Source organism: Streptomyces sp. NPDC055400, assembly GCF_053644375.1.
Window position 1 is genome coordinate 153826 of record NZ_JBSHLM010000014.1, and the last position, 18642, is coordinate 172467.

Annotated in this window: 18 protein-coding genes; 13 read left to right on the forward strand and 5 right to left on the reverse strand. The window is 72.4% G+C overall.

Annotated elements, in window-relative coordinates; translation table 11 throughout:
• The first annotated feature begins 6 nt into the window (after positions 1-6).
• Positions 7-981: an ABC transporter ATP-binding protein gene (locus ACWIGU_RS32265; protein WP_454405205.1), complete on the forward strand. Its 975-nt coding sequence runs from the start codon at positions 7-9 to the stop codon at positions 979-981.
• Entirely contained in the window at positions 974-2047 is a 1074-nt protein-coding gene (locus tag ACWIGU_RS32270; protein ID WP_454405206.1) for an ABC transporter ATP-binding protein, read from the forward strand. Before ACWIGU_RS32265 ends, ACWIGU_RS32270 begins: the two co-directional genes overlap by 8 nt.
• Before the next feature lie 159 nt (positions 2048-2206).
• On the opposite strand, the gene ACWIGU_RS32275 is transcribed toward ACWIGU_RS32270, so the two are convergent.
• Positions 2207-4339, reverse strand: coding sequence for a prolyl oligopeptidase family serine peptidase (locus ACWIGU_RS32275; protein WP_454405207.1), 2133 nt, complete (start codon positions 4337-4339; stop codon positions 2207-2209).
• Positions 4340-4504: 165 nt separating this feature from the next.
• Between ACWIGU_RS32275 and ACWIGU_RS32280 the strand changes: the two genes are divergently transcribed.
• The 8 genes from ACWIGU_RS32280 to ACWIGU_RS32315 all read left to right on the forward strand — a co-directional run bounded on the left by ACWIGU_RS32280 (position 4505) and on the right by ACWIGU_RS32315 (position 11936).
• Complete coding sequence (locus ACWIGU_RS32280; RefSeq protein WP_100596611.1) at positions 4505-4699, forward strand: hypothetical protein; 195 nt, start codon at positions 4505-4507, stop codon at positions 4697-4699.
• A 192-nt stretch (positions 4700-4891) separates the two neighbouring features.
• A complete protein-coding gene (gene mshB / locus ACWIGU_RS32285) occupies positions 4892-5785 on the forward strand; it encodes an N-acetyl-1-D-myo-inositol-2-amino-2-deoxy-alpha-D-glucopyranoside deacetylase (protein ID WP_454405208.1) in 894 nt (297 codons plus the stop codon).
• A complete protein-coding gene (locus ACWIGU_RS32290; protein WP_454405209.1) occupies positions 5785-6264 on the forward strand; it encodes a DUF6113 family protein in 480 nt (159 codons plus the stop codon). The genes mshB and ACWIGU_RS32290 overlap by 1 nt, the downstream gene beginning before the upstream one ends.
• Positions 6265-6407: 143 nt before the next feature.
• Positions 6408-8348 carry a hypothetical protein gene (locus ACWIGU_RS32295; protein WP_454405210.1) on the forward strand — a complete coding sequence of 647 codons (1941 nt, stop codon included), beginning with the start codon at positions 6408-6410 and terminating at the stop codon, positions 8346-8348.
• Between the two features lie 141 nt (positions 8349-8489).
• Positions 8490-9410 carry an ABC transporter ATP-binding protein gene (locus ACWIGU_RS32300; RefSeq protein ID WP_454405211.1) on the forward strand — a complete coding sequence of 307 codons (921 nt, stop codon included), beginning with the start codon at positions 8490-8492 and terminating at the stop codon, positions 9408-9410.
• Positions 9407-10147 carry an ABC transporter permease gene (locus ACWIGU_RS32305; RefSeq protein WP_100596615.1) on the forward strand — a complete coding sequence of 247 codons (741 nt, stop codon included), beginning with the start codon at positions 9407-9409 and terminating at the stop codon, positions 10145-10147. The genes ACWIGU_RS32300 and ACWIGU_RS32305 overlap by 4 nt, the downstream gene beginning before the upstream one ends.
• Positions 10148-10182: 35 nt before the next feature.
• Positions 10183-11325 carry a sensor histidine kinase gene (locus ACWIGU_RS32310; RefSeq protein WP_454405327.1) on the forward strand — a complete coding sequence of 381 codons (1143 nt, stop codon included), beginning with the start codon at positions 10183-10185 and terminating at the stop codon, positions 11323-11325.
• A complete protein-coding gene (locus tag ACWIGU_RS32315) occupies positions 11322-11936 on the forward strand; it encodes a response regulator (protein WP_454405212.1) in 615 nt (204 codons plus the stop codon). The genes ACWIGU_RS32310 and ACWIGU_RS32315 overlap by 4 nt, the downstream gene beginning before the upstream one ends.
• A 4-nt stretch (positions 11937-11940) precedes the next feature.
• On the opposite strand, the gene ACWIGU_RS32320 is transcribed toward ACWIGU_RS32315, so the two are convergent.
• Both ACWIGU_RS32320 and ACWIGU_RS32325 read right to left on the reverse strand, forming a co-directional pair.
• Positions 11941-12783 (reverse strand): transglutaminase family protein, encoded by an 843-nt coding sequence (locus tag ACWIGU_RS32320; protein ID WP_454405214.1) that lies wholly within the window; start codon positions 12781-12783, stop codon positions 11941-11943.
• 11 nt (positions 12784-12794) lie between these two features.
• Positions 12795-13832, reverse strand: a complete 1038-nt coding sequence (locus ACWIGU_RS32325) for a GNAT family N-acetyltransferase (RefSeq protein WP_454405215.1) — start codon at positions 13830-13832, stop codon at positions 12795-12797.
• Positions 13833-13972: 140 nt separating this feature from the next.
• On the opposite strand from ACWIGU_RS32325, the gene fdxA reads away from it, so the two are divergent.
• Entirely contained in the window at positions 13973-14293 is a 321-nt protein-coding gene (gene fdxA / locus ACWIGU_RS32330) for a ferredoxin (RefSeq protein ID WP_030573070.1), read from the forward strand.
• 116 nt (positions 14294-14409) lie between these two features.
• Positions 14410-15513 (forward strand): bifunctional succinyldiaminopimelate transaminase/glutamate-prephenate aminotransferase, encoded by a 1104-nt coding sequence (locus ACWIGU_RS32335; protein ID WP_454405216.1) that lies wholly within the window; start codon positions 14410-14412, stop codon positions 15511-15513.
• A gap of 96 nt (positions 15514-15609) precedes the next feature.
• Here the strand turns inward: ACWIGU_RS32335 and ACWIGU_RS32340 are convergent, their stop codons facing one another.
• Both ACWIGU_RS32340 and ACWIGU_RS32345 read right to left on the reverse strand, forming a co-directional pair.
• Complete coding sequence (locus tag ACWIGU_RS32340) at positions 15610-16068, reverse strand: ATP-binding protein (RefSeq protein ID WP_454405217.1); 459 nt, start codon at positions 16066-16068, stop codon at positions 15610-15612.
• 300 nt (positions 16069-16368) lie between these two features.
• Entirely contained in the window at positions 16369-17295 is a 927-nt protein-coding gene (locus ACWIGU_RS32345) for a heavy metal transporter (RefSeq protein ID WP_454405218.1), read from the reverse strand.
• Between the two features lie 231 nt (positions 17296-17526).
• Between ACWIGU_RS32345 and dapE the strand changes: the two genes are divergently transcribed.
• Complete coding sequence (dapE, locus tag ACWIGU_RS32350; protein ID WP_454405219.1) at positions 17527-18606, forward strand: succinyl-diaminopimelate desuccinylase; 1080 nt, start codon at positions 17527-17529, stop codon at positions 18604-18606.
• Positions 18607-18642 lie beyond the last annotated feature (36 nt).

Consider the following 18642-nt stretch of genomic DNA (forward strand, 5'->3'; position numbering starts at 1 on the left):
GCGCCCATGCTGCTCGAAGTGCGCGATCTGCACGTGGAGTTCCGGATGCGCGACGGGATCGCCAAGGCCGTCAACGGCGTCAGCTACACCGTCGACGAGGGCGAGACCCTCGCCGTGCTCGGCGAGTCGGGATCCGGCAAGTCCGTGACCGCGCAGGCGGTCATGGGCATCCTCGACATCCCGCCCGGCAAGATCACCGGCGGTGAGATCCTCTTCCAGGGCACCGACCTCCTGCGGCTCAAGGAGGACGAGCGGCGCAAGGTCCGCGGCGCGAAGATGGCGATGATCTTCCAGGACGCGCTCAGCTCCCTCAACCCCGTGCTGTCCGTGGGCGATCAGCTCGGCGAGATGTTCACCGTCCACAAGGGGATGTCCCGCAAGGACGCCAGGGCCAAGGCCGTCGAGCTGATGGACCGCGTCAGGATCCCCGCCGCCAAGGAGCGGGTCGGCCAGTACCCGCACCAGTTCAGCGGCGGCATGCGCCAGCGCATCATGATCGCGATGGCGCTCGCCCTGGAACCGGACCTGATCATCGCCGACGAGCCCACCACCGCCCTCGACGTCACCGTCCAGGCCCAGGTCATGGAGCTGCTCGCCGACCTCCAGCGCGAACTCAGGATGGGCCTCATCCTCATCACCCACGACCTCGGAGTGGTCGCCGACGTCGCCGACAAGATCGCCGTCATGTACGCGGGCCGCATCGTCGAGACGGCGCCCGTGCACGAGATCTACAAGGCGCCCGCCCACCCGTACACCAAGGGCCTGCTCGAATCGATCCCGCGCCTGGACCAGAAGGGCCAGGAGCTGTACGCGATCAAGGGCCTGCCGCCCAACCTGATGCACATCCCGCCCGGCTGCGCCTTCAACCCGCGCTGCCCGCTGGCCAAGGACGTGTGCCGCGCGGACGTGCCCCCGCTCTTCGAGGTGAGCCCGACGCGCCGGAGCGCCTGCTACTTCTGGAAGGAGACGCTCGATGGCTGACCTGGCGAAAGAGGCGCAAGCCGGCGCCCCCGTGCCGGCCCGTGAGCCGATCCTCGAGGTCAGCGGCCTGGTCAAGCACTATCCGCTCACCCAGGGGATCCTGTTCAAGAAGCAGGTCGGCGCGGTCAAGGCCGTCGACGGCGTCGACTTCGTGCTCGGCCGGGGCGAGACCCTCGGCATCGTCGGCGAGTCCGGCTGCGGCAAGTCGACCGTCGCCAGGATGCTGGTCAACCTGGAGCGGCCGACCGCCGGGCAGATCAAGTACAGGGGCGAGGACATCACCAAGCTGTCCGGGCGCGCTCTGAAGGCCGTACGCCGCAACATCCAGATGGTGTTCCAGGACCCGTACACGTCCCTCAACCCGCGCATGACGGTCGGCGACATCATCGGGGAGCCGTACGAGATCCACCCCGAGGTCGCGCCCAAGGGCGACCGGCGCCGCAAGGTGCAGGACCTCCTGGACGTGGTCGGGCTCAACCCGGAGTACATCAACCGGTACCCGCACCAGTTCTCCGGCGGCCAGCGCCAGCGCATCGGCATCGCGCGCGGCCTCGCCCTGCGCCCCGAGATCATCGTCGCCGACGAGCCGGTCTCCGCCCTCGACGTCTCCGTGCAGGCGCAGGTCATCAACCTGCTCGACAGCCTCCAGAACGAGTTCGACCTCTCCTACGTCTTCATCGCCCACGACCTGTCGATCGTCCGCCACATCTCCGACCGGGTCGGCGTCATGTACCTCGGGCGGATCGTCGAGACCGGCACCGACGAGCAGATCTACGAACACCCCACGCACCCCTACACCCAGGCGCTCCTGTCCGCCGTGCCCGTCCCCGACCCGGACGCGCGCGAGCACCGCGAGCGGATCATCCTCACCGGCGACGTGCCGTCCCCGGCCAACATCCCCTCCGGCTGCCGCTTCCGCACCCGCTGCTGGAAGGCGCAGGAGCGGTGCGCACTGGAGGTGCCGGCGCTCGCGGTGCCCGCCGAGTTCCGCATCGGGGAGTCACCGGCGAAGCACGACTCGGCCTGCCACTTCGCCGAGGAGAAGCACGTCGTCCCCAGCGAATAGGCGTACGTGTCGTGACAAATACGCACCAACTGCGTTAACACGCAGGCAACTTGACCGTCGCGGCACCGATATACGAACGCGTCAGGCTGAACAGCGTACGGCCGTGCGGGTGCCGTAGACCGGCCGGGGCGCGCCATGTCGCCCCGGCCGGTCGCCTTTCTAGGCCAGCCCCAGCGAGCGCTTCAGGAAGTCCACCTGGAGCAGCAGCAGGTTCTCCGCGACCTGCTCCTGCGGCGTCATGTGCGTCACGCCCGACAGCGGCAGCACCTCGTGCGGCCGGCCCGCGGCGAGGAGCGCCGACGACAGGCGCAGGCTGTGCGCCACGACCACGTTGTCGTCGGCCAGGCCGTGCACGATCATCAGCGGCCGGTGCTGCTCCGCCGCCTCGGCCAGACCGTCGTCGGTGACCAGCGAGTTCTTCGCGTACACCTGCGGCGCGGCCTTCGGGTCGCCCAGGTAGCGCTCCGTGTAGTGGGTGTCGTAGAGCCGCCAGTCCGTGACCGGGGCGCCCGCGATGCCCGCGTGGAAGACGTCCGGGCGGCGCAGGATCGCGAGCCCCGCCAGATAGCCGCCGTACGACCAGCCGCGGATCGCCACCCGGTTCAGGTCGAGCGGGAAGGCGTCGGCCAGCGCGTGCAGCGCCGTGATCTGGTCGTCGAGCGTGAGCGTGAGGTCGTCGCGGACCGCCTTCTCCCGGGCGGGGGAGTGGCCGGGGGTGCCGCGGCCGTCCGCGACGACCACCGCGAAGCCCTGGTCGGCGAACCACTGCGACGTCAGATGCGGATTGTGCGCGGCGAGCACCCGCTGCCCGTGCGGGCCGCCGTACGGGTCGAGCAGCACCGGCAGCGGCCCGTCGCCCTGCTCGTACGAGGACGGGAGCAGGACGGCGCACGGGATGCCGGCCGCCTCCGTGAGCGCCAGGCGGGGGCTCAGCGAGGGGCGCTCGGCATGCGAGGCGACCGCCGCGATCTGCTTGCCGTCCCGCATCACCCGCACCCGCGTACCCGGCTCGCCGGTGCGCGCCGACGCCAGGACGGTCACGCCGCCCGCGCGCACCGCGGAGTGCACGCCCGGCTCGTCCGAGACGCGCTCCACGCCCAGCTCGTTGACCCGGTACACATGCACCTCGCCGGTCTCCCGGACCGCCGCCGCCGAGCCCGCGGACGCCGAGATCAGCACGTCGCTCTCGCCCACGTCCAGGACCTCCCGCACATGCAACTGCGGCCCGGTCAGCGGCCGTTCACCGACCGCGAGGACCCGCGCCCCGCCCTCGTCCGCGATCCGCACCAGCTGCCCGCTCGGCGACCACGACGGCACACCGGGGAACAGCTCCAGCCACTGCCCGTCCTCGTCCGCGTGCACCATCCGCGTCGAACCGTCGCCGACGTTCACCGCGAGATACAGCTCACTGAGCTGGTCACGGGCCTGTACGAGGATCAGCGGCGCCCCGTCGGCCGACCAGTGCACCCGCGCCAGATACGGGTACCTCGCCCGGTCCCACGACACCTCCGTGCGCGCCCCGTCCAGACCGATGACGAAGAGCCGCACCTGCGCGTTGGGCGTGCCCGCCGCCGGGTACGCGTTGCGGACGGGCTTGCGGTCCGGGTGCGCAGGATCCGCGATCCACCAGCGCCGCACCGCCGCGTCGTCCGCCCGGGCCACCAGCAGCCGGTCCGATTCGGGCGACCACCAAAAGCCCCGCGAGCGCCCCATCTCCTCGGCCGCGATGAACTCCGCGAGCCCGTACGTGACAGTGGACGCCTCGTCCTCGCCCGGAGCGGCGAGGGCCCGGTCGCCCTCGCCGTCGGCGCCGACGACGCGCAGGGCGCCCCCGGACACGTACGCGACATGGCGGCCGTCCGGAGACGGGCGGGGGTCGATCAGCGGACCATGACGTGCGGGCTCGCGGAGTTCGCGGGTCGTGCCCGCGCGCAGCTCCGCCGTGAACAGCCGCCCGGACAGCGCGAACGCGGCCAGCTCCACGGCCGCGTCCGTCGCATAGGCGACGATGCCCGCGGCGCCCTCGCGGCTGCGCTCGCGCCGTGCGCGCTCCTCGTCCGACAGATTCTCCTCGGCGCCGCCCAGGAGGGCCCGGGGATCGGCGGCGATCCGCTCCTCGCCGGACGTCACATCCAGGACCCACAGGGCGTTCGCCCGATCGGTACCGGACCCGGACCGCAGGAAGGCGACGCGCTCGCCGTCGGGCGCCACCGTGAACGCCCGTGGTGCGCCGAGCGTGAAGCGCTGGGTGCGGGCGTGCTGGCGCGGAAAGGAGAGAGGCTCGGTGGTCATCCCCCGACCCTATGGGGCCGTGCCGCCGTGCGCCCCCCTTGCTGCCATGCACCGACTCATGCGGCGGGACGGATAGTTATGATCCATAGCGCTGTGTGGGTATGAACCGGTCGGCTCCCGCGTGGCGTACGGCAGTTGGACTCGGATCAAGGGAGGTGGACCGCTGTGGCACTCTCGATCTCGGCAGTGGTGCTGTTCGCGATCATCGTCTTCATTCTGATCAGGAAGTCGGGTCTGAAGGCCGGACACGCGATCGTCTGCGTCCTGCTCGGGTTCTACCTCGCCAGCTCCTCCATCGCCCCCACCATCAGCGAGCTCACGACGAACGTCGCGGGCATGATCGGCGGGATCAAGTTCTAGGGCCTTTCGTTTGGATCAGGCTGGATCAGGGAGCGGGGTCTGGTGCGTGCAGCTGCAAGGCGGAGGATTGAGGCGACGCGGAGCGTCGGTGATTGACGACAACGCCGCAGATGCGCGTGCCAGACCCCGCGAGCCCAGCATGATCCAAACGAAAGGCCCTAGGCCCCGTCATGACGTCCTAGGCTGGGGCGCATGACGGAACTGCCCGACCGGCGTCTGCTCCTCGTGCACGCGCACCCCGACGACGAGTCGATCAACAATGGCGCCACCATGGCCAAGTACGCGGCCGACGGTGCCCACGTCACCCTGGTGACCTGCACCCTCGGTGAGGAGGGCGAGGTCATCCCGGACGTTCTCGCGCACCTCGCCCCGGACCGCGAGGACATCCTCGGCCCGCACCGCATCGGCGAACTCACCGCCGCCATGAAGGAGCTCGGGGTCACCGACCACCGTTTCCTCGGCGGCCCCGGACGCTTCCGCGACTCCGGGATGATGGGCGCCGAGCAGAACGACCGGCCCGGCGCCTTCTGGGCCGCAGACCTGGACGAGGCCGCAGCCCATCTCGTCGAGGTGATCCGCGAGGTCCGCCCCCAGGTCCTGGTCACCTACGACCCGGACGGCGGCTACGGCCACCCCGACCACATCAAGGCCCACCGCGTCGCCACGCGCGCCGCCGAGCTCGCGGCCGAGCCCGCGTTCCGCCGGGACCTCGGTGACACCCACACCGTCGCGAAGATCTACTGGAACCGCGTGCCCCGCTCCGTGGCCGAGGAGCGCTTCCGGTGGCTGGCCGGTGTCCTCGGCTCGACCCCGTACGAGACCGCGGCCGAGATCGGCGACGTGCCGGGCGTCGTCGACGACGAGCGGGTCACCGCCGAGATCGACGGCAGGGCCTTCGTCGCGGCCAAGACCGCCGCGATGCGCGCCCACGCCACCCAGGTCGAGATCGCACCCGGCGGCGAACCAATCTTCGCCCTGTCGAACGGGCTCGCCCAGCCGGTCTTCGACGTGGAGTATTACGAGCTGGCGCGGGGTGAGGCGGGGGCGCCTTACGAGACGGACCTGTTCGCGGGAGTGGTGGCGTGATGAGTGGCGCGGGAAAGTCGGGCAACCCGGCCAAGTCCGGGCGGGCGGCGGCGTCGAGCGGCGCCGCGAAGCCCCCGGCCGGCCCGGCGGTCCGGCCGGTGGGGACCGGCCCCGGCGCCGGGCGCATCGCCGTGCTCACGGGGCTTCTCGTGCTCGGCGCACTGGTCGGGGTGGCGGGTTCCCTGGTCCAAGGCGGCCTGTTTCCGGGCGGGTTGCTCCTCGCGCTGCTCGGCGCGGCCGGCGCGTTCCTCGGCGGGGCGCGGTTGACGGGCACCCGGGGCGGGGCCGTCGCGCCCGCCATGGGCTGGGCCGTCACCGTCATCCTGCTCACGTCGACCAGGCCCGAGGGCGACTTCCTCTTCGGCGCGGGAACCGGCTCCTATCTGTTCCTTCTCGGCGGGATGGCCGTCGCTGTGATGTGCGCCACCCTTGGCCTGCCGCAGCAACCACCCCGACCCGCCGCCCGACTTGGGAAGTGACGTACCACTTCGGCCCGTGCCCCGTACGGGTTTCGTCGGCGGTCACCGGATGCGTTCCGGCCGCGGCCAGTATGGTGGTGCGCGCCGCCGAGCAGCCCGCGTGAGGTCGAGACGGGCGGCGGAGCCAACCGGGAGAACCTGCTTTGAGCCGTGAAACTGACAGTTCGTCCTCCGGGCCCCAGGGGCGCGGCGGTGCCGCGTACCCCTCGGGGACGCCTCCCTACGGCACCCCCGCCCAGGGCGCCGGGTCCGGCGACGGTGCGCCCGGCGATGCCGGGCAGCCCGCCGACGGCCGGCCGGTCCCCGAGGAACGCAAGACGGAGACCACGCTGACGACGCGGATCCGGATCAACATCCCCGGATCGCGCCCCATCCCCCCCGTAGTGATGCGCACGCCCATGAGCGACGTGGACGCGGGACCCGGAACCCAAGACCGGGCCGTTCCGGCCGCCCCGGCCGCCGCGCCGGTCCCGGCACCCGAGCCCCCCGCCCCGCCCGCCCCCCGGAGCGCTCCTTCGAGTGACGGCCAGGGCGCCCCGGCCGCGGAGGAGAAGACGAGCGACTGGTTCGCGCCGCGCAAGTCGGCGCCGCCCCAGCGCGGCGCCTCCGCCGACGCTCCCGCTCCGGGCAACTCCGGTGCGGTGCCCGGCCCGTCGGGCGGCGGCACCGTGCCGCACGGCCGCCCGCCGCAGCCCGGGAGCTCCGGCGACCCGCACCGCGGCGACCTGCCCTACTTCGCCGGGAACGCCGACGGCACCGGCCCCGGCGTCCCCCCGCGCGGCCCCGCGGGACCGACCACGGGACCGGTCGGCGGGAACAGCCCCATGGCGCGCCCCGGCGGCGACAACCCGATGGCACGCCCCGGCGGACCGGTCGGCGGCCCTCCCGGCGGTCAGCGGCCGCCGCAGATGAGCGACGACACCGCGATCCTGACGCCGCAGAAGCCCGCGCCCGAGCCGGGCCCGGGCGGCCATGTCTCCGGCGAGACGCTGACCAGCGGCATCCCGGTCGTCCCGCCGGGCCTCGGCGGACCGAACGCGCCGTTCGCGTCCGGCCCGCGCCCCGAGGGCCCGCTGCCGCACACCCCGCCGAAGCTCCCCGACCCGGTCGGCCAGAGCGCCCCGGCCGCGCCCCGCAAGAAGAAGGGCCGCAACAAGCTGGTCCTCGTGGGCGCGGGCGTCGTGGGCCTCGCCGGTGTCGCGTACGGCGCCGGTCTGCTGATGAGCCACTCGGACGTGCCCAAGAACACGACCGTGCTCGGCGTCGACATCGGTGGCGGCACCCGTGACGAGGCCGCGGCCAAGCTCGACACCGCGTTCGGCAAGCGCACCACCGACCCGCTCCAGCTGTCGGTCGACGGCAAGACCGTGCCGCTCAGGCCGGACCAGGCGGGTCTGAGCCTGGACAGCACGGCGACGGTGGCGGCGGCCGCGGGCAGCGACTACAACCCGGTCTCCGTGATCGGCTCGCTGTTCGGCAACGAGCGCGTCGTGGAGCCGGTCATGCCCGTGGACGAGGAGAAGCTCCAGGCGGCCCTCGAACGGGCCGCAGGCGGTGCCTCCACGGGCGACGGCACGATCAAGTTCGTCCCGGGCAAGGCCATCGCCGTGTACGGCAAGACGGCCAAGGGCATCGACGTCGCCCGGTCCTCCTCGTCCGTCGAGGAGGCGTACCGCACGCATGTGGAGACGGGCGCCTCGCGGCCCGTGCCGATGGCGACGACGACCCGCAAGCCGACCGTCACGAACGCCGAGGTCGACCGGATGATGAAGGAGTTCGCCGAGCCGGCGATGTCCGCGAACGTCGTCATCAAGGCGGGCAACGCGCAGATCCCGCTCGGCCCCGCCAAGTCGCTGCCGCAGATCCTCGGCGTCAAGGCCGTCGACGGCAAGCTCGTCGACGTCTACAACCTGCCGGCGCTGAAGAAGCTGTACGGCAACACGTTCGACGGCGTCCTCATCATGCGCGCCAACGGCAAGAAGACGCCGGTGACACCCACCGACGTGGCCGGCGCGATGCGGCAGGCCCTGAAGGGCAAAACGCCCGCCCAGCGCATCGGGGTCATCGACACGAACCCCGGATAGCCGGTACGCACGCCGTACTCCGGGCGGGTCCCCTCGTGGGGGCCCGCCCGGAGTCGTATCCGCGGACATGACATCTGTCATCCCGGACTCCGGCCTCCCGACACTGCCGGGCACCCGCCCCCGCCCGCCAGCATGGAAGCCATGACAACGACAGCACAGGCCACCGATGTGGTCAGCTTCGAGCAGGTGAGCAAGAGCTACGGGGACGTCAGGGCCGTGGACGGGCTCACCCTCGCACTGCACCCGGGCGAGACCGTCGCCCTCCTCGGCCCGAACGGCGCGGGCAAGTCCACCACCCTCGACCTCCTGCTCGGCCTGCGCCCGGCGGACACCGGCTCCGTCCGCGTCTTCGGCACCAGCCCCCGGGACGCGATCGTCCAGGGCCGCGTCGGCGCCATGCTGCAGAGCGGCGGCCTCATGGACGAGGTCACCGTCGCCGAACTCGTCAAGCTCGCCTGTGACCTCCACCCGAGGCCCTACAAGGCGGGCGACGTCCTCTCCCGGGCCGGCATCGCGCAGATCGCCGACCGCAAGGTCAACAAGCTCTCCGGCGGCCAGGAGCAGCGCGTGCGCTTCGCCCTCGCCACCGCCGGCGCCAACGACCTCATCGTGCTCGACGAGCCGACCACCGGCATGGACGTCTCGGCCCGCCAGGCGTTCTGGGCCACGATGCGCGAACAGGCCGACCAGGGCCGCACGGTCCTCTTCGCCACGCACTACCTGGAGGAGGCCGACGCGATCGCCGACCGCGTCCTCGTCCTGCACCGCGGCCGCCTCCTCGCCGACGGCACCGCCGCCGAGATCAAGGCCAAGGCGGGCGTCCGCAAGGTCGCCTTCGACCTGGAGGGCGACATCGACGAACCGGCCCTGCGCGCCCTGCCGTTCCTCACCACACTCGACGTGTCGGGCCGCACCGTCCGCCTCCAGTCGAGCGACGCCGACGCCACCGTGCACGCCCTGTACGGACTCGGCCTCTACCCGCGCAACCTGGAGGTCGCGGGACTCGGCCTGGAGCAGGCCTTCGTAGCCATCACCACGGCCGAGGAGGCCAGGACGTCATGAACAGCCTGATCAAGCTCGAGATCACCCGGGCGCTGCGCAACAAGAAGTTCCTGTTCTTCTCCGTCGTCTACCCGTCGGTCCTGTTCCTGCTCATCGCGGGCAGCTCCGACAGCTCGACCATGGTCGACGGCACCGGCCTGAACCTCGCCGCGTTCATGATGGTGTCGATGGCCTCCTTCGGTGCCCTGACCGCCGTCCTCATGGGCAACAGCGAGCGCATCGCCAAGGAGCGCGAGAGCGGCTGGGTGCGCCAGCTGCGCCTCACCACGCTCCCCGGACGCGGCTACGTCCTCGCCAAGACCGCCAGCGCCGCAGTGGTCAGCCTGCCGTCCATCGTCGTCGTCTTCGTCGTCGCCGCCGTCACCAAGGGCGTGCGTCTCGACGCCTGGCAGTGGCTCGCGCTCGTCGTCGCGATCTGGGCCGGCAGTCTCTGCTTCGCCGCGCTCGGCGTCGCCATCGGCTACCTCGCGACCGGCGACGCCGTCCGCCCCATCACGATGATCGTCTACTTCGGCCTGTCGATCCTGGGCGGCCTCTGGTTCCCCTCGACCGGCTTCCCGCAGTGGCTCAGCGACATCGCGTCCTGGCTGCCCACACACGCGTACGCTGCCCTCGGCCAGGCCATCGAGCTGGGCAACGCCCCGCACGCCAAGGACGTCACGCTGATCGTCGCCTACTTCCTGGTGTTCGCCGGCGGCGCGGCCTGGCTGTACCGGAAGGACACCCTGAAGGCGTGAACGCCCAGACGGCGGACGAGATCAGTCTCACCGGCATGGGGCAGTCGCCCCGCAACCGCCGTGAGGCCCTGCGCAAGCTGCTGTGGATCGGCATCTGGCTGGTCTTCATGGCGGATCCGATCGACGACCTCGTCAACGGCGGCCACCCGGCCTGGGCCACCGCGCTCGGCTGGCTCGGCCTGGTCGCCTTCGTCGGCGTCTACCTGGCCCTCGTCTTCCGCCACACGGCCCGCGCCCTGCGCCTGGGGTGGCTGGCCGCGGTCCTGGGGGCGCTCGCCGCGGTCGCCGTCGTCATGTCCCTCACGCTCGGCGCCCCCTGGCTCGTCCTGTTCGTGTACGTCTCCGTGTCGTGCGGGGCAGTGCTGCCCATGCGGTACGCCCGCTGGTCGATCGTCGCGGTCACGGCCGCGATGGTCCTCCTCGGGATCCCGCTCGGCCGCGGCTGGGACCTCGGCCTCGTCGTGCCCGCCCTCCTCGGCGGCTTCGCGATGACGGGTGTACGGCAACTCGTGCGCACGACCGTCGAACTGCGCAGGGCGCGCGCCACCGTCGCCCAGCTCGCGGCCAACGAGGAGCGCCTGCGCCTCGCCCGCGACCTGCACGACCTCCTCGGCCACTCGCTCTCCCTGATCACGCTCAAGAGCGAGCTCGCGGGCCGCATGCTCCCCGGCCAGCCCGAGAAGGCGGCCCAGCAGGTCGCCGACATCGAGCAGGTCAGCCGCCAGGCACTCGTCGACGTACGGGAGGCCGTCACCGGCTACCGCCGCGCCCGCCTCGGCACCGAACTGGCCGGAGCGCGCTCCGCGCTGGCCGCCGCCGGCATCGAGGCCGACGTCCCCGCGGACGCGCCCGACAACCTCCCCGCCGAACAGGAGGCCGCCCTCGCCTGGACCCTGCGCGAGGCCGTCACCAACGCCGTACGGCACAGCGGCGCCCACCGCTGCACGGTCGGCATCGCCCTCCGCCAGACCCTCGGCGGCCCCGTCATGGAGCTGACGGTGGAGGACGACGGGGCCGGTGCCGCGGCGGGCGGCAGCGGCGTACCCGGCAACGGCCTGACGGGCCTGCGCGAACGCGTCGAGGGCGTCGGCGGCACCCTGGACGCCGGGCCCGGGCGGGACCGCGGGTTCCTGCTGGTGGCCCGGGTGCCGGTGGGCTCCGTAGGATCCGGCGCATGAGCGCTCAGATCAAGGTCCTGCTCGCGGAGGACCAGTCGATGGTGCGGGAGGCCCTCGCGGCGCTCCTCGGCCTCGAACCCGACATCGAGGTCGTCGCCCAGGTGGCGCGCGGCGACGAGGTCCTCGAGGCGGCCCGCGCCCACGGGCCCGACGTGGCGCTCCTGGACATCGAGATGCCGGGCATGACCGGCATCGAGGCCGCCGCCCAGCTCAGCGAGCACCTGCCCGCCCTCAAGGTCGTCGTCCTCACCACGTTCGGCCGCCCCGGCTATCTCCGTACGGCGATGGAGTCCGGCGCCCACGCGTTCCTCGTCAAGGACGCCCCCGCGGCCCAACTCGCCGACGCCGTACGCAAAGTGCTCGCCGGTGAGCGCGTCATCGACCCCACCCTCGCGGTCGCCGCGCTCGCCGGGGGTGCCAACCCGCTGACCGACCGCGAACGCGAGATCCTGCGCGCGGCGGCCGACGGCTCGACCAACGCCGAGCTGGCGGCGGCCCTGCACCTGTCCCAGGGCACGGTCCGCAACTACCTCTCGACGGCCATCCAGAAGCTCGCCGTGCGCAACAGGGCGGAGGCGGTACGGATCGCCCGCGAGAAGGGGTGGCTGTAGCCGGTCAGTTCAGCATCGCCCGGGCCGCCCGCGCCTGCGCGCGTACGATCTCGGCCGCCGGGGCGTCCACGGCACCCACCACATCCGCGTACGCGTCCAGTTCCGCCGCCCCCGCGAGGAAGTCCCCGCTGCGGACGAGGAGCTGGGCCCGCTCGTAGCGCAGCCGGGCCGGGTGTGCGGGCAGCAGCAGCGACAGCTCGACCGCCCACATCGCCACGTCCGAACGCTCCGGCCTCGCCGCCGCCCACGCGCGGATGTTGTTCAGGATCCGCAGCACGACGTCCAGCGGATCGGCCGGCTGCAGCATCGACGCGTTCAGCGGCGCCCCCGTCGCACCGGCCACGAGCAGCTCCGCGTCCGCCCCGGTCAGCACCTGGCCCCCGTCGAACGGATCGGCGAGCACCTGATCCTGCGCGGGTCCGAATCCGACCACGAAGTGCCCCGGCAGCGCCACCCCGTACACCGGAGCCCCGGCCCGCCGCGCGACCTCCATCCACACCACCGACAACAGGATCGGCAGCCCGCGCCTGCGCCGCACCACCTCGTGCAGGAGCGAGGACTCCAGCCGCTCGTAGTCGCCCGGCGTGCCACGGAAACCGCAGCGGGTGCCCAGCAGGTCGGCCAGCGCCGTCGCCCATGCCCGCGGTCCGCCGGGACGGAACGGCACCTGCCCGGCGAGCCGGTCGAGGTCCATCTGGACGGCGTCCATCCCGGCCTCGTCGAGCGAGCCGTCCGCCTCGGCGGCCACCAGCAGGCACAGCTGAGACAGATCGGGCCGCTCCGCCCGCGCCTCCTCGGCGAACCGCCGGCGCAGTTCCTCGGAGCGGGGTGAGATGTGAGGGGACATGCGTGCCTCGCTCAGTGTCCGGCCGGATCCGGATCCGGATCCGGGTCCCGGTCCGGATCCGGGGCGCGATAGTGGTGGTACGCGTGGTGCGCGGCGAAGCCGAGCCGCCCGTACAGCGCCCGTGCCCCCTCATTGTCCGCCTCCACCTGGAGCCAGGCCGCCGACGCGCCCTCCTCAAGGGCGCGGCGCGCGAGCGCCGTCATCACGGCCGACGCCAGGCCCTCGCGCCGCCGTGACGGAGCCACCTCGACCGCGGCGAAACCGGCCCACCGCCCGTCCACGACGCACCGCCCGATCGCGTCGGGCTCCCCGCCGTCTCCCGGCACGGTCGCGAACCACACCGAAGGCCCGGTGGTCAGCACTTTCAGGGCCACCTCGCTCGCGCCCTTGCGCTGATACCGGCCGAGCCATGCCTCGTCCGGCTCCCGCGTCAGCCCGACCCGGTCGCCGAGGTCCACGCCGTCCGCGACCGGCGCGAGCCCGCCCACCCACATCTCCGCACTGACCTCACGCACCCACCCCCGCGCCTCCAGCTCCGCGCACAGCAGCTCCTGCGTGCCCTCGGCGCCGGTCGCGGTCTGGATGTACGCGGGCAGTCCGCGCCGCTCGTACCAGGCACGGACGCGCGTGAGCGCCTCGTCGAGGGGGAGCCCCGGATCGCCCAGCGGCAGCACCGAGTTGGCCCGCCGCGTAAACCCGCCGGCGGCCCGCAGCTCCCAGCCGCCGAGCCGCTCGCTCTCCACCGGCTGCCACGCGCGCGCGGCAGCCCGCGCCAGCTCCTCGTACGACGCGGCGGGCCCGCGGCGCCGGGCGGGCGCGGCCGGCACGACCTTGCCCGCGACCAGCGACGATTCCGGAATGCGGACCTGCCCTCCGTCCCGTTTTGTGATGAGCAGCACACCGTCGTTCCACGATGTGAGAACTCCGACCGTGTCGGTGAACTTCGCACCCGGCGAGCCGACCTCGGTCAGTCGTCGCACAGAGACGCGTTTTCCCACGTCAGAGGCCGTCAAGCGAAGCTCGAGCCGTCCGCCCGCAGTGAATTCCACAGCTCGGTCCACCCCTCCTGTTCGGATCATGCCCAGGAACGGAGATACTAGGGGCGGGCATCGACGACGCCGCGCTCCCGCGCGCCACGCGGACGAGCCGCAGATCGGCCCGCCGCGCCCTACCGAGGAGGAACGACAGCGTGACCTACGTCATCGCGCAGCCTTGTGTCGACGTGAAGGACAAGGCGTGCATCGAGGAGTGCCCGGTCGACTGCATCTACGAGGGCTCCCGGTCCTTGTACATCCACCCGGACGAATGCGTCGACTGTGGAGCCTGTGAGCCGGTCTGCCCGGTCGAGGCGATCTTCTACGAGGACGACACTCCCGAAGAGTGGAAGGACTACTACAAGGCGAACGTCGAGTTCTTCGACGAGCTCGGTTCGCCCGGCGGCGCCAGCAAGCTCGGCCTGATCGAGCGCGACCACGCCTTCATCGCCGCGCTTCCGCCGCAGAACCAGTAAGCGGCCGCACATCGCACCGCCCCGGTCCCGTACGGCACACCCGCCGTACGGGACCGAGGCGTTTACCCCAAGTACGCATGCACGTACGAGAGACACGTACGAAAGAAGTGAGCCAGGTGTCCGCAGTCTCCGACCGCCTTCCCACGTTCCCCTGGGACAAGCTCGAGCCGTACAAGAAGACGGCCTCCGCCCATGAGGGCGGGATCGTCGACCTCTCCGTCGGCACGCCGGTCGACCCGGTGCCCGAGCTGATCCAGAAAGCGCTGATCGCGGCCGCGGACTCGCCCGGCTATCCCACGGTGTGGGGCACGCCCGAGCTGCGGGACGCGCTCGTGGGCTGGAGCGAGCGGCGCCTCGGCGCGCGCGGGTTCACCCACCGCAACGTCCTGCCGATCGTCGGCTCCAAGGAGCTCGTGGCCTGGCTCCCGACGCAGCTGGGACTCGGCCCCGGAGACAAGGTCGCCCACCCGCGCCTGGCCTACCCGACGTACGAGGTCGGCGCCCGCCTGGCCCGCGCGGACCACGTCTCCTACGACGACCCGACAGAGCTCGACCCGACGGGGATCAAGCTCCTGTGGCTCAATTCGCCCTCGAACCCGACCGGCCGCGTCCTGTCCAAGGACGAGCTGACCCGGATCGTCGCCTGGGCGCGCGAGCACGGCATCCTCGTCTTCTCCGACGAGTGCTACATCGAGCTCGGCTGGGAGGCCGACCCGGTCTCGGTCCTGCACCCGGACGTCTGCGGCGGCTCGTACGAGGGGATCGTGTCGGTCCACTCGCTCTCGAAGCGGTCGAACCTCGCGGGCTACCGGGCCGCCTTCCTGGCCGGCGACGCCGCCGTCCTCGGCGACCTGCTCGAGATCCGCAAGCACGGGGGCATGATGACGTCCGCCCCGACGCAGGCGGCCGTCGTCGCGGCCCTCGGCGACGACGAGCACGTGCAGGCGCAGCGCGGGCGCTACGCCGCCCGCCGCACGGCCCTGCGCGAGGCCCTGGTCAAGCACGGCTTCCGCATCGAGCACAGCGAGGCGAGCCTCTACCTGTGGGCGACGCGCGACGAGTCCTGCTGGGACACCGTGGCGCACCTGGCGGAGCTGGGGATCCTGGTCGCGCCCGGCGACTTCTACGGGCCGGCGGGCGAGCGCTTCGTCCGCGTGGCGCTGACGGCGAGCGACGAGCGCGTGGCCGCGGCGGTTGAGCGCCTGAGCCTGGGCGCCTGAGCCGGGGAGCTTGAGGCCGGGGCTCACGGCACAGCGAAGGGGGCGGGGAGCCTGTCGTCACAGGCTCCCCGCCCCCATTCACTGTGTGCCGGATGCTCAGCCGAGCGGCAGGCCCTGCGTCGGCAGCTCGCCCGTGGCGGGGAGCGCGCCGGTGGGCAGGCCGCTGCCGAGCGCGTCGGTCGGGAGGCCGCCGTCGGTGGCCGTGCCCGCGGTCTGGCCGACCACGTCACCGGCGCTGCCCGCGACGTCACCGGCCGCCTTCTGAGCGGCGGGGGTGGCCGTCCTGGCGCTCCGGCCCACGGCCTTGCCGGCGGTCGGCACGGCCTTCTTCACGGCCTTGCTGCCCGTGTCGCCAGCGAGGCCGCTGACGTTCTGGGCGGCGCCGTCGACGGTGTTGCCGACGTTCGCGCCGTCGAGCGCGGTGAGGCCGCCCACGTTCGGGGTGGCCGGGAGGTCTACGGCGCTCGCGGATCCGGCCGCTCCGACCACGGGAGCCGCTCCCGCTGCGATCAGCAGCGCGGCACGGGCGATCCGGCGGGTCAGGGGGAGGGACATTGATGCTCCTTAGACGGGAGAGAACGGTGGTGTCCGGCGTCGGGTGCCCGGCGCTCGGACGCAGTGACTACCGCTCGAAGGTCGCGAAGGTTTCGCTCGCGCAACGTAAAGAGTTGGCAATGTGTCGCATTATCAACTGCGGCGAAAAACGGGCAAACGCCACGCACTCCGCGAGGTCGTAAAACGCCTACGCCCCTTTGCCCACAAGGGATTTCCGCATATGCCCACGGGTCCTGCGAAGAACCGCGATGTACGTCGCCCTCGGCTGACGTACATCGCCCGATCGAGCTATCAACCGCACTACTGCGCGGTGACGATCCGGACCTCTCCGAGGCCCTTCTCGGTCCCCGCCGCGGCCTGCGCCACCGCCCCGCTCCACTTGCCGCCGTCGTCGCCCGCGATCCAGTCGCGGCCCGCGTAGGACACCCGCTCGATGCGCAGCGCCGAGGAGTTGGCCACCGCCCAGTGCGCCAGCTCCCAGCCGCGCTGCCGCTCCCCGCCCTCGGCCGAGTCCACCGTGGCGGGCACCGGCACGGTCACGTCGTGTCCGCCCGCGCCCGCCGCCGGCGACACCCCGCGCCCGAAGTCACGCGCCAGCGCCGCCCGCACCTTCGCCGGATCGCCCGGCTTCCTGACCTCCGTGCCGCTCGGCCGCCCCTCGCAGGTCAGCGAGGCACCCGCCCGGCCCGTCAGCGCCGCGGCGAGCAGCGTGGCGTCCGGCTCGTGCTTCGCGTACGCCTGCGGATAGCCGCTGCGCTGCACCCGCTGCGCGGCGACCGTCAGGGGCAGCCGCGAATAGCCCGGGATCTTGTCCAGGTGCTCGTAGAACCGCCCCGCCGCGTACACCGGGTCCATGATCTGCGCCTGCGTGCCCCAGCCCTCCGACGGGCGCTGCTGGAACAGGCCCAGCGAGTCGCGGTCGCCGTGGTGGATGTTCCGCAGGCCCGACTCCTGGAGCGCGGTCGCGAGCGCGATCGTGACGGCGCGCTCGGGCATGCCGCGCGAGGTGCCGACGGCCGAGATCGTCGCCGCGTTCACCGCCTGCTCGGAGGTGAACACGTAGGACGCGCCGTCGCCGTTCCCCGAGACGACCGTGCAGCGCGGGGCCGGTCTGCCGCCCGAGACGTACTGGACGATCAGATACGCGGCGACAGCGAGCAGCACCACGACGGCCGCCCCGATACGGAGGAGGCGGCCGCGCCGGACGAGGGTGGGGGGCTCAGGCACGCGTCCAAGGTACTGGAGGCCACCGACAGGGCCTCGGGGCGTGTCCGCAAAGTCCCGCCTGCCGGGCGGCGTCTGGCACGCACGCTCGCCGCGTTACCGAAAAGTCCCTCCGCTACGAGGACTCTCCGGCGCCTTGCGATCGCACGCACCACGCGCCGCCCGGCCCGCCCTCCGGGCGGACGACGGGACGTGGCGGACACGCCCCGGCCGCCGGGCATTAGGGTCGACGCCATGGACCTCACCGCCCTTGACCTCACGCGGGACGCCGCGCTGCTCACCGCCCAGCTGGTCGACTTCGCGTCGCCGAGCGGGCAGGAGAAGCCCCTCGCCGACGCCATCGAGACGGCCCTGCGCGCCCTGCCGCATCTCACGGTCGACCGGTACGGCAACAACATCGTCGCGCGGACGAACCTGGGGCGCGGCGAGCGGGTCATCCTCGCCGGGCACATCGACACGGTCCCGATCGCGGACAACGTCCCCTCGCGCCTCGACGAGGACGGCGTCCTGTGGGGCTGCGGCACGAGCGACATGAAGTCGGGCGTCGCGGTCCAGCTGCGCATCGCGCAGACCGTCACCGAGCCCAACCGCGACCTCACGTTCGTCTTCTACGACAACGAAGAGGTCGCCGCGCACCTCAACGGTCTGGGGCATGTGGCCGAAGCACACCCCGACTGGCTGGAGGGCGACTTCGCGATCCTCCTGGAGGGCACCGACGGCGAGGTCGAGGGCGGCTGCCAGGGCACCCTGCGCGTCATCCTGACGACCAAGGGCGAGCGGGCGCACTCCGCGCGCGCGTGGATGGGCTCCAACGCCGTCCACAAGGCCGCCCCCATCCTCGAACGCCTCGCCGCGTACGAGCCCCGCAAGCCCGTCGTCGACGGACTCCGGTTCCACGAGGGCCTCAACGCCGTACGCATCGAGGGCGGCGTCGCCACCAACGTCATCCCCGATGCCTGCTCGGTCACCGTCAACTTCCGCTACGCGCCCGACCGCAGCGCCGAGGAGGCCGAGGCCTTCGTCCGGGACTTCTTCGCCGGCTGCGACATCGACGACTACGTGGTCGACGACCACACCGGTGGCGCCCGTCCCGGCCTCGACCACCCGGCCGCCGCCGCGTTCATGGCGGCCGTCGGCGGCAAGGCCCGCCCCAAGTTCGGCTGGACGGACGTCTCCCGGTTCAGCGCGCTCGGCGTCCCCGCCGTGAACTACGGCCCCGGCGACCCGATCTTCGCCCACAAGAGGGACGAGCACGTGGACACCCGCAAGATCCTCGCCGCCGAGGAACGTCTGCGTTCCTGGCTCACGGCCTGACACTCCGAGGTCCCCCGCGCGTAACCCGCGTAGACC

Coding starts and splice junctions, on each gene's coding strand:
- ACWIGU_RS32305 (WP_100596615.1), top strand. CDS start 9,407: ATGAACAGCCTGATCAAGCTCGAGATCACCCGGGCGCTGCGCAACAAG.
- ACWIGU_RS32315 (WP_454405212.1), top strand. CDS start 11,322: ATGAGCGCTCAGATCAAGGTCCTGCTCGCGGAGGACCAGTCGATGGTG.
- mshB (WP_454405208.1), top strand. CDS start 4,892: ATGACGGAACTGCCCGACCGGCGTCTGCTCCTCGTGCACGCGCACCCC.
- ACWIGU_RS32275 (WP_454405207.1), bottom strand. CDS start 4,339: ATGACCACCGAGCCTCTCTCCTTTCCGCGCCAGCACGCCCGCACCCAG.
- ACWIGU_RS32265 (WP_454405205.1), top strand. CDS start 7: ATGCTGCTCGAAGTGCGCGATCTGCACGTGGAGTTCCGGATGCGCGAC.
- ACWIGU_RS32290 (WP_454405209.1), top strand. CDS start 5,785: ATGAGTGGCGCGGGAAAGTCGGGCAACCCGGCCAAGTCCGGGCGGGCG.
- ACWIGU_RS32340 (WP_454405217.1), bottom strand. CDS start 16,068: ATGTCCCTCCCCCTGACCCGCCGGATCGCCCGTGCCGCGCTGCTGATC.
- ACWIGU_RS32310 (WP_454405327.1), top strand. CDS start 10,183: ATGGGGCAGTCGCCCCGCAACCGCCGTGAGGCCCTGCGCAAGCTGCTG.
- ACWIGU_RS32320 (WP_454405214.1), bottom strand. CDS start 12,783: ATGTCCCCTCACATCTCACCCCGCTCCGAGGAACTGCGCCGGCGGTTC.
- ACWIGU_RS32270 (WP_454405206.1), top strand. CDS start 974: ATGGCTGACCTGGCGAAAGAGGCGCAAGCCGGCGCCCCCGTGCCGGCC.
- ACWIGU_RS32300 (WP_454405211.1), top strand. CDS start 8,490: ATGACAACGACAGCACAGGCCACCGATGTGGTCAGCTTCGAGCAGGTG.
- dapE (WP_454405219.1), top strand. CDS start 17,527: ATGGACCTCACCGCCCTTGACCTCACGCGGGACGCCGCGCTGCTCACC.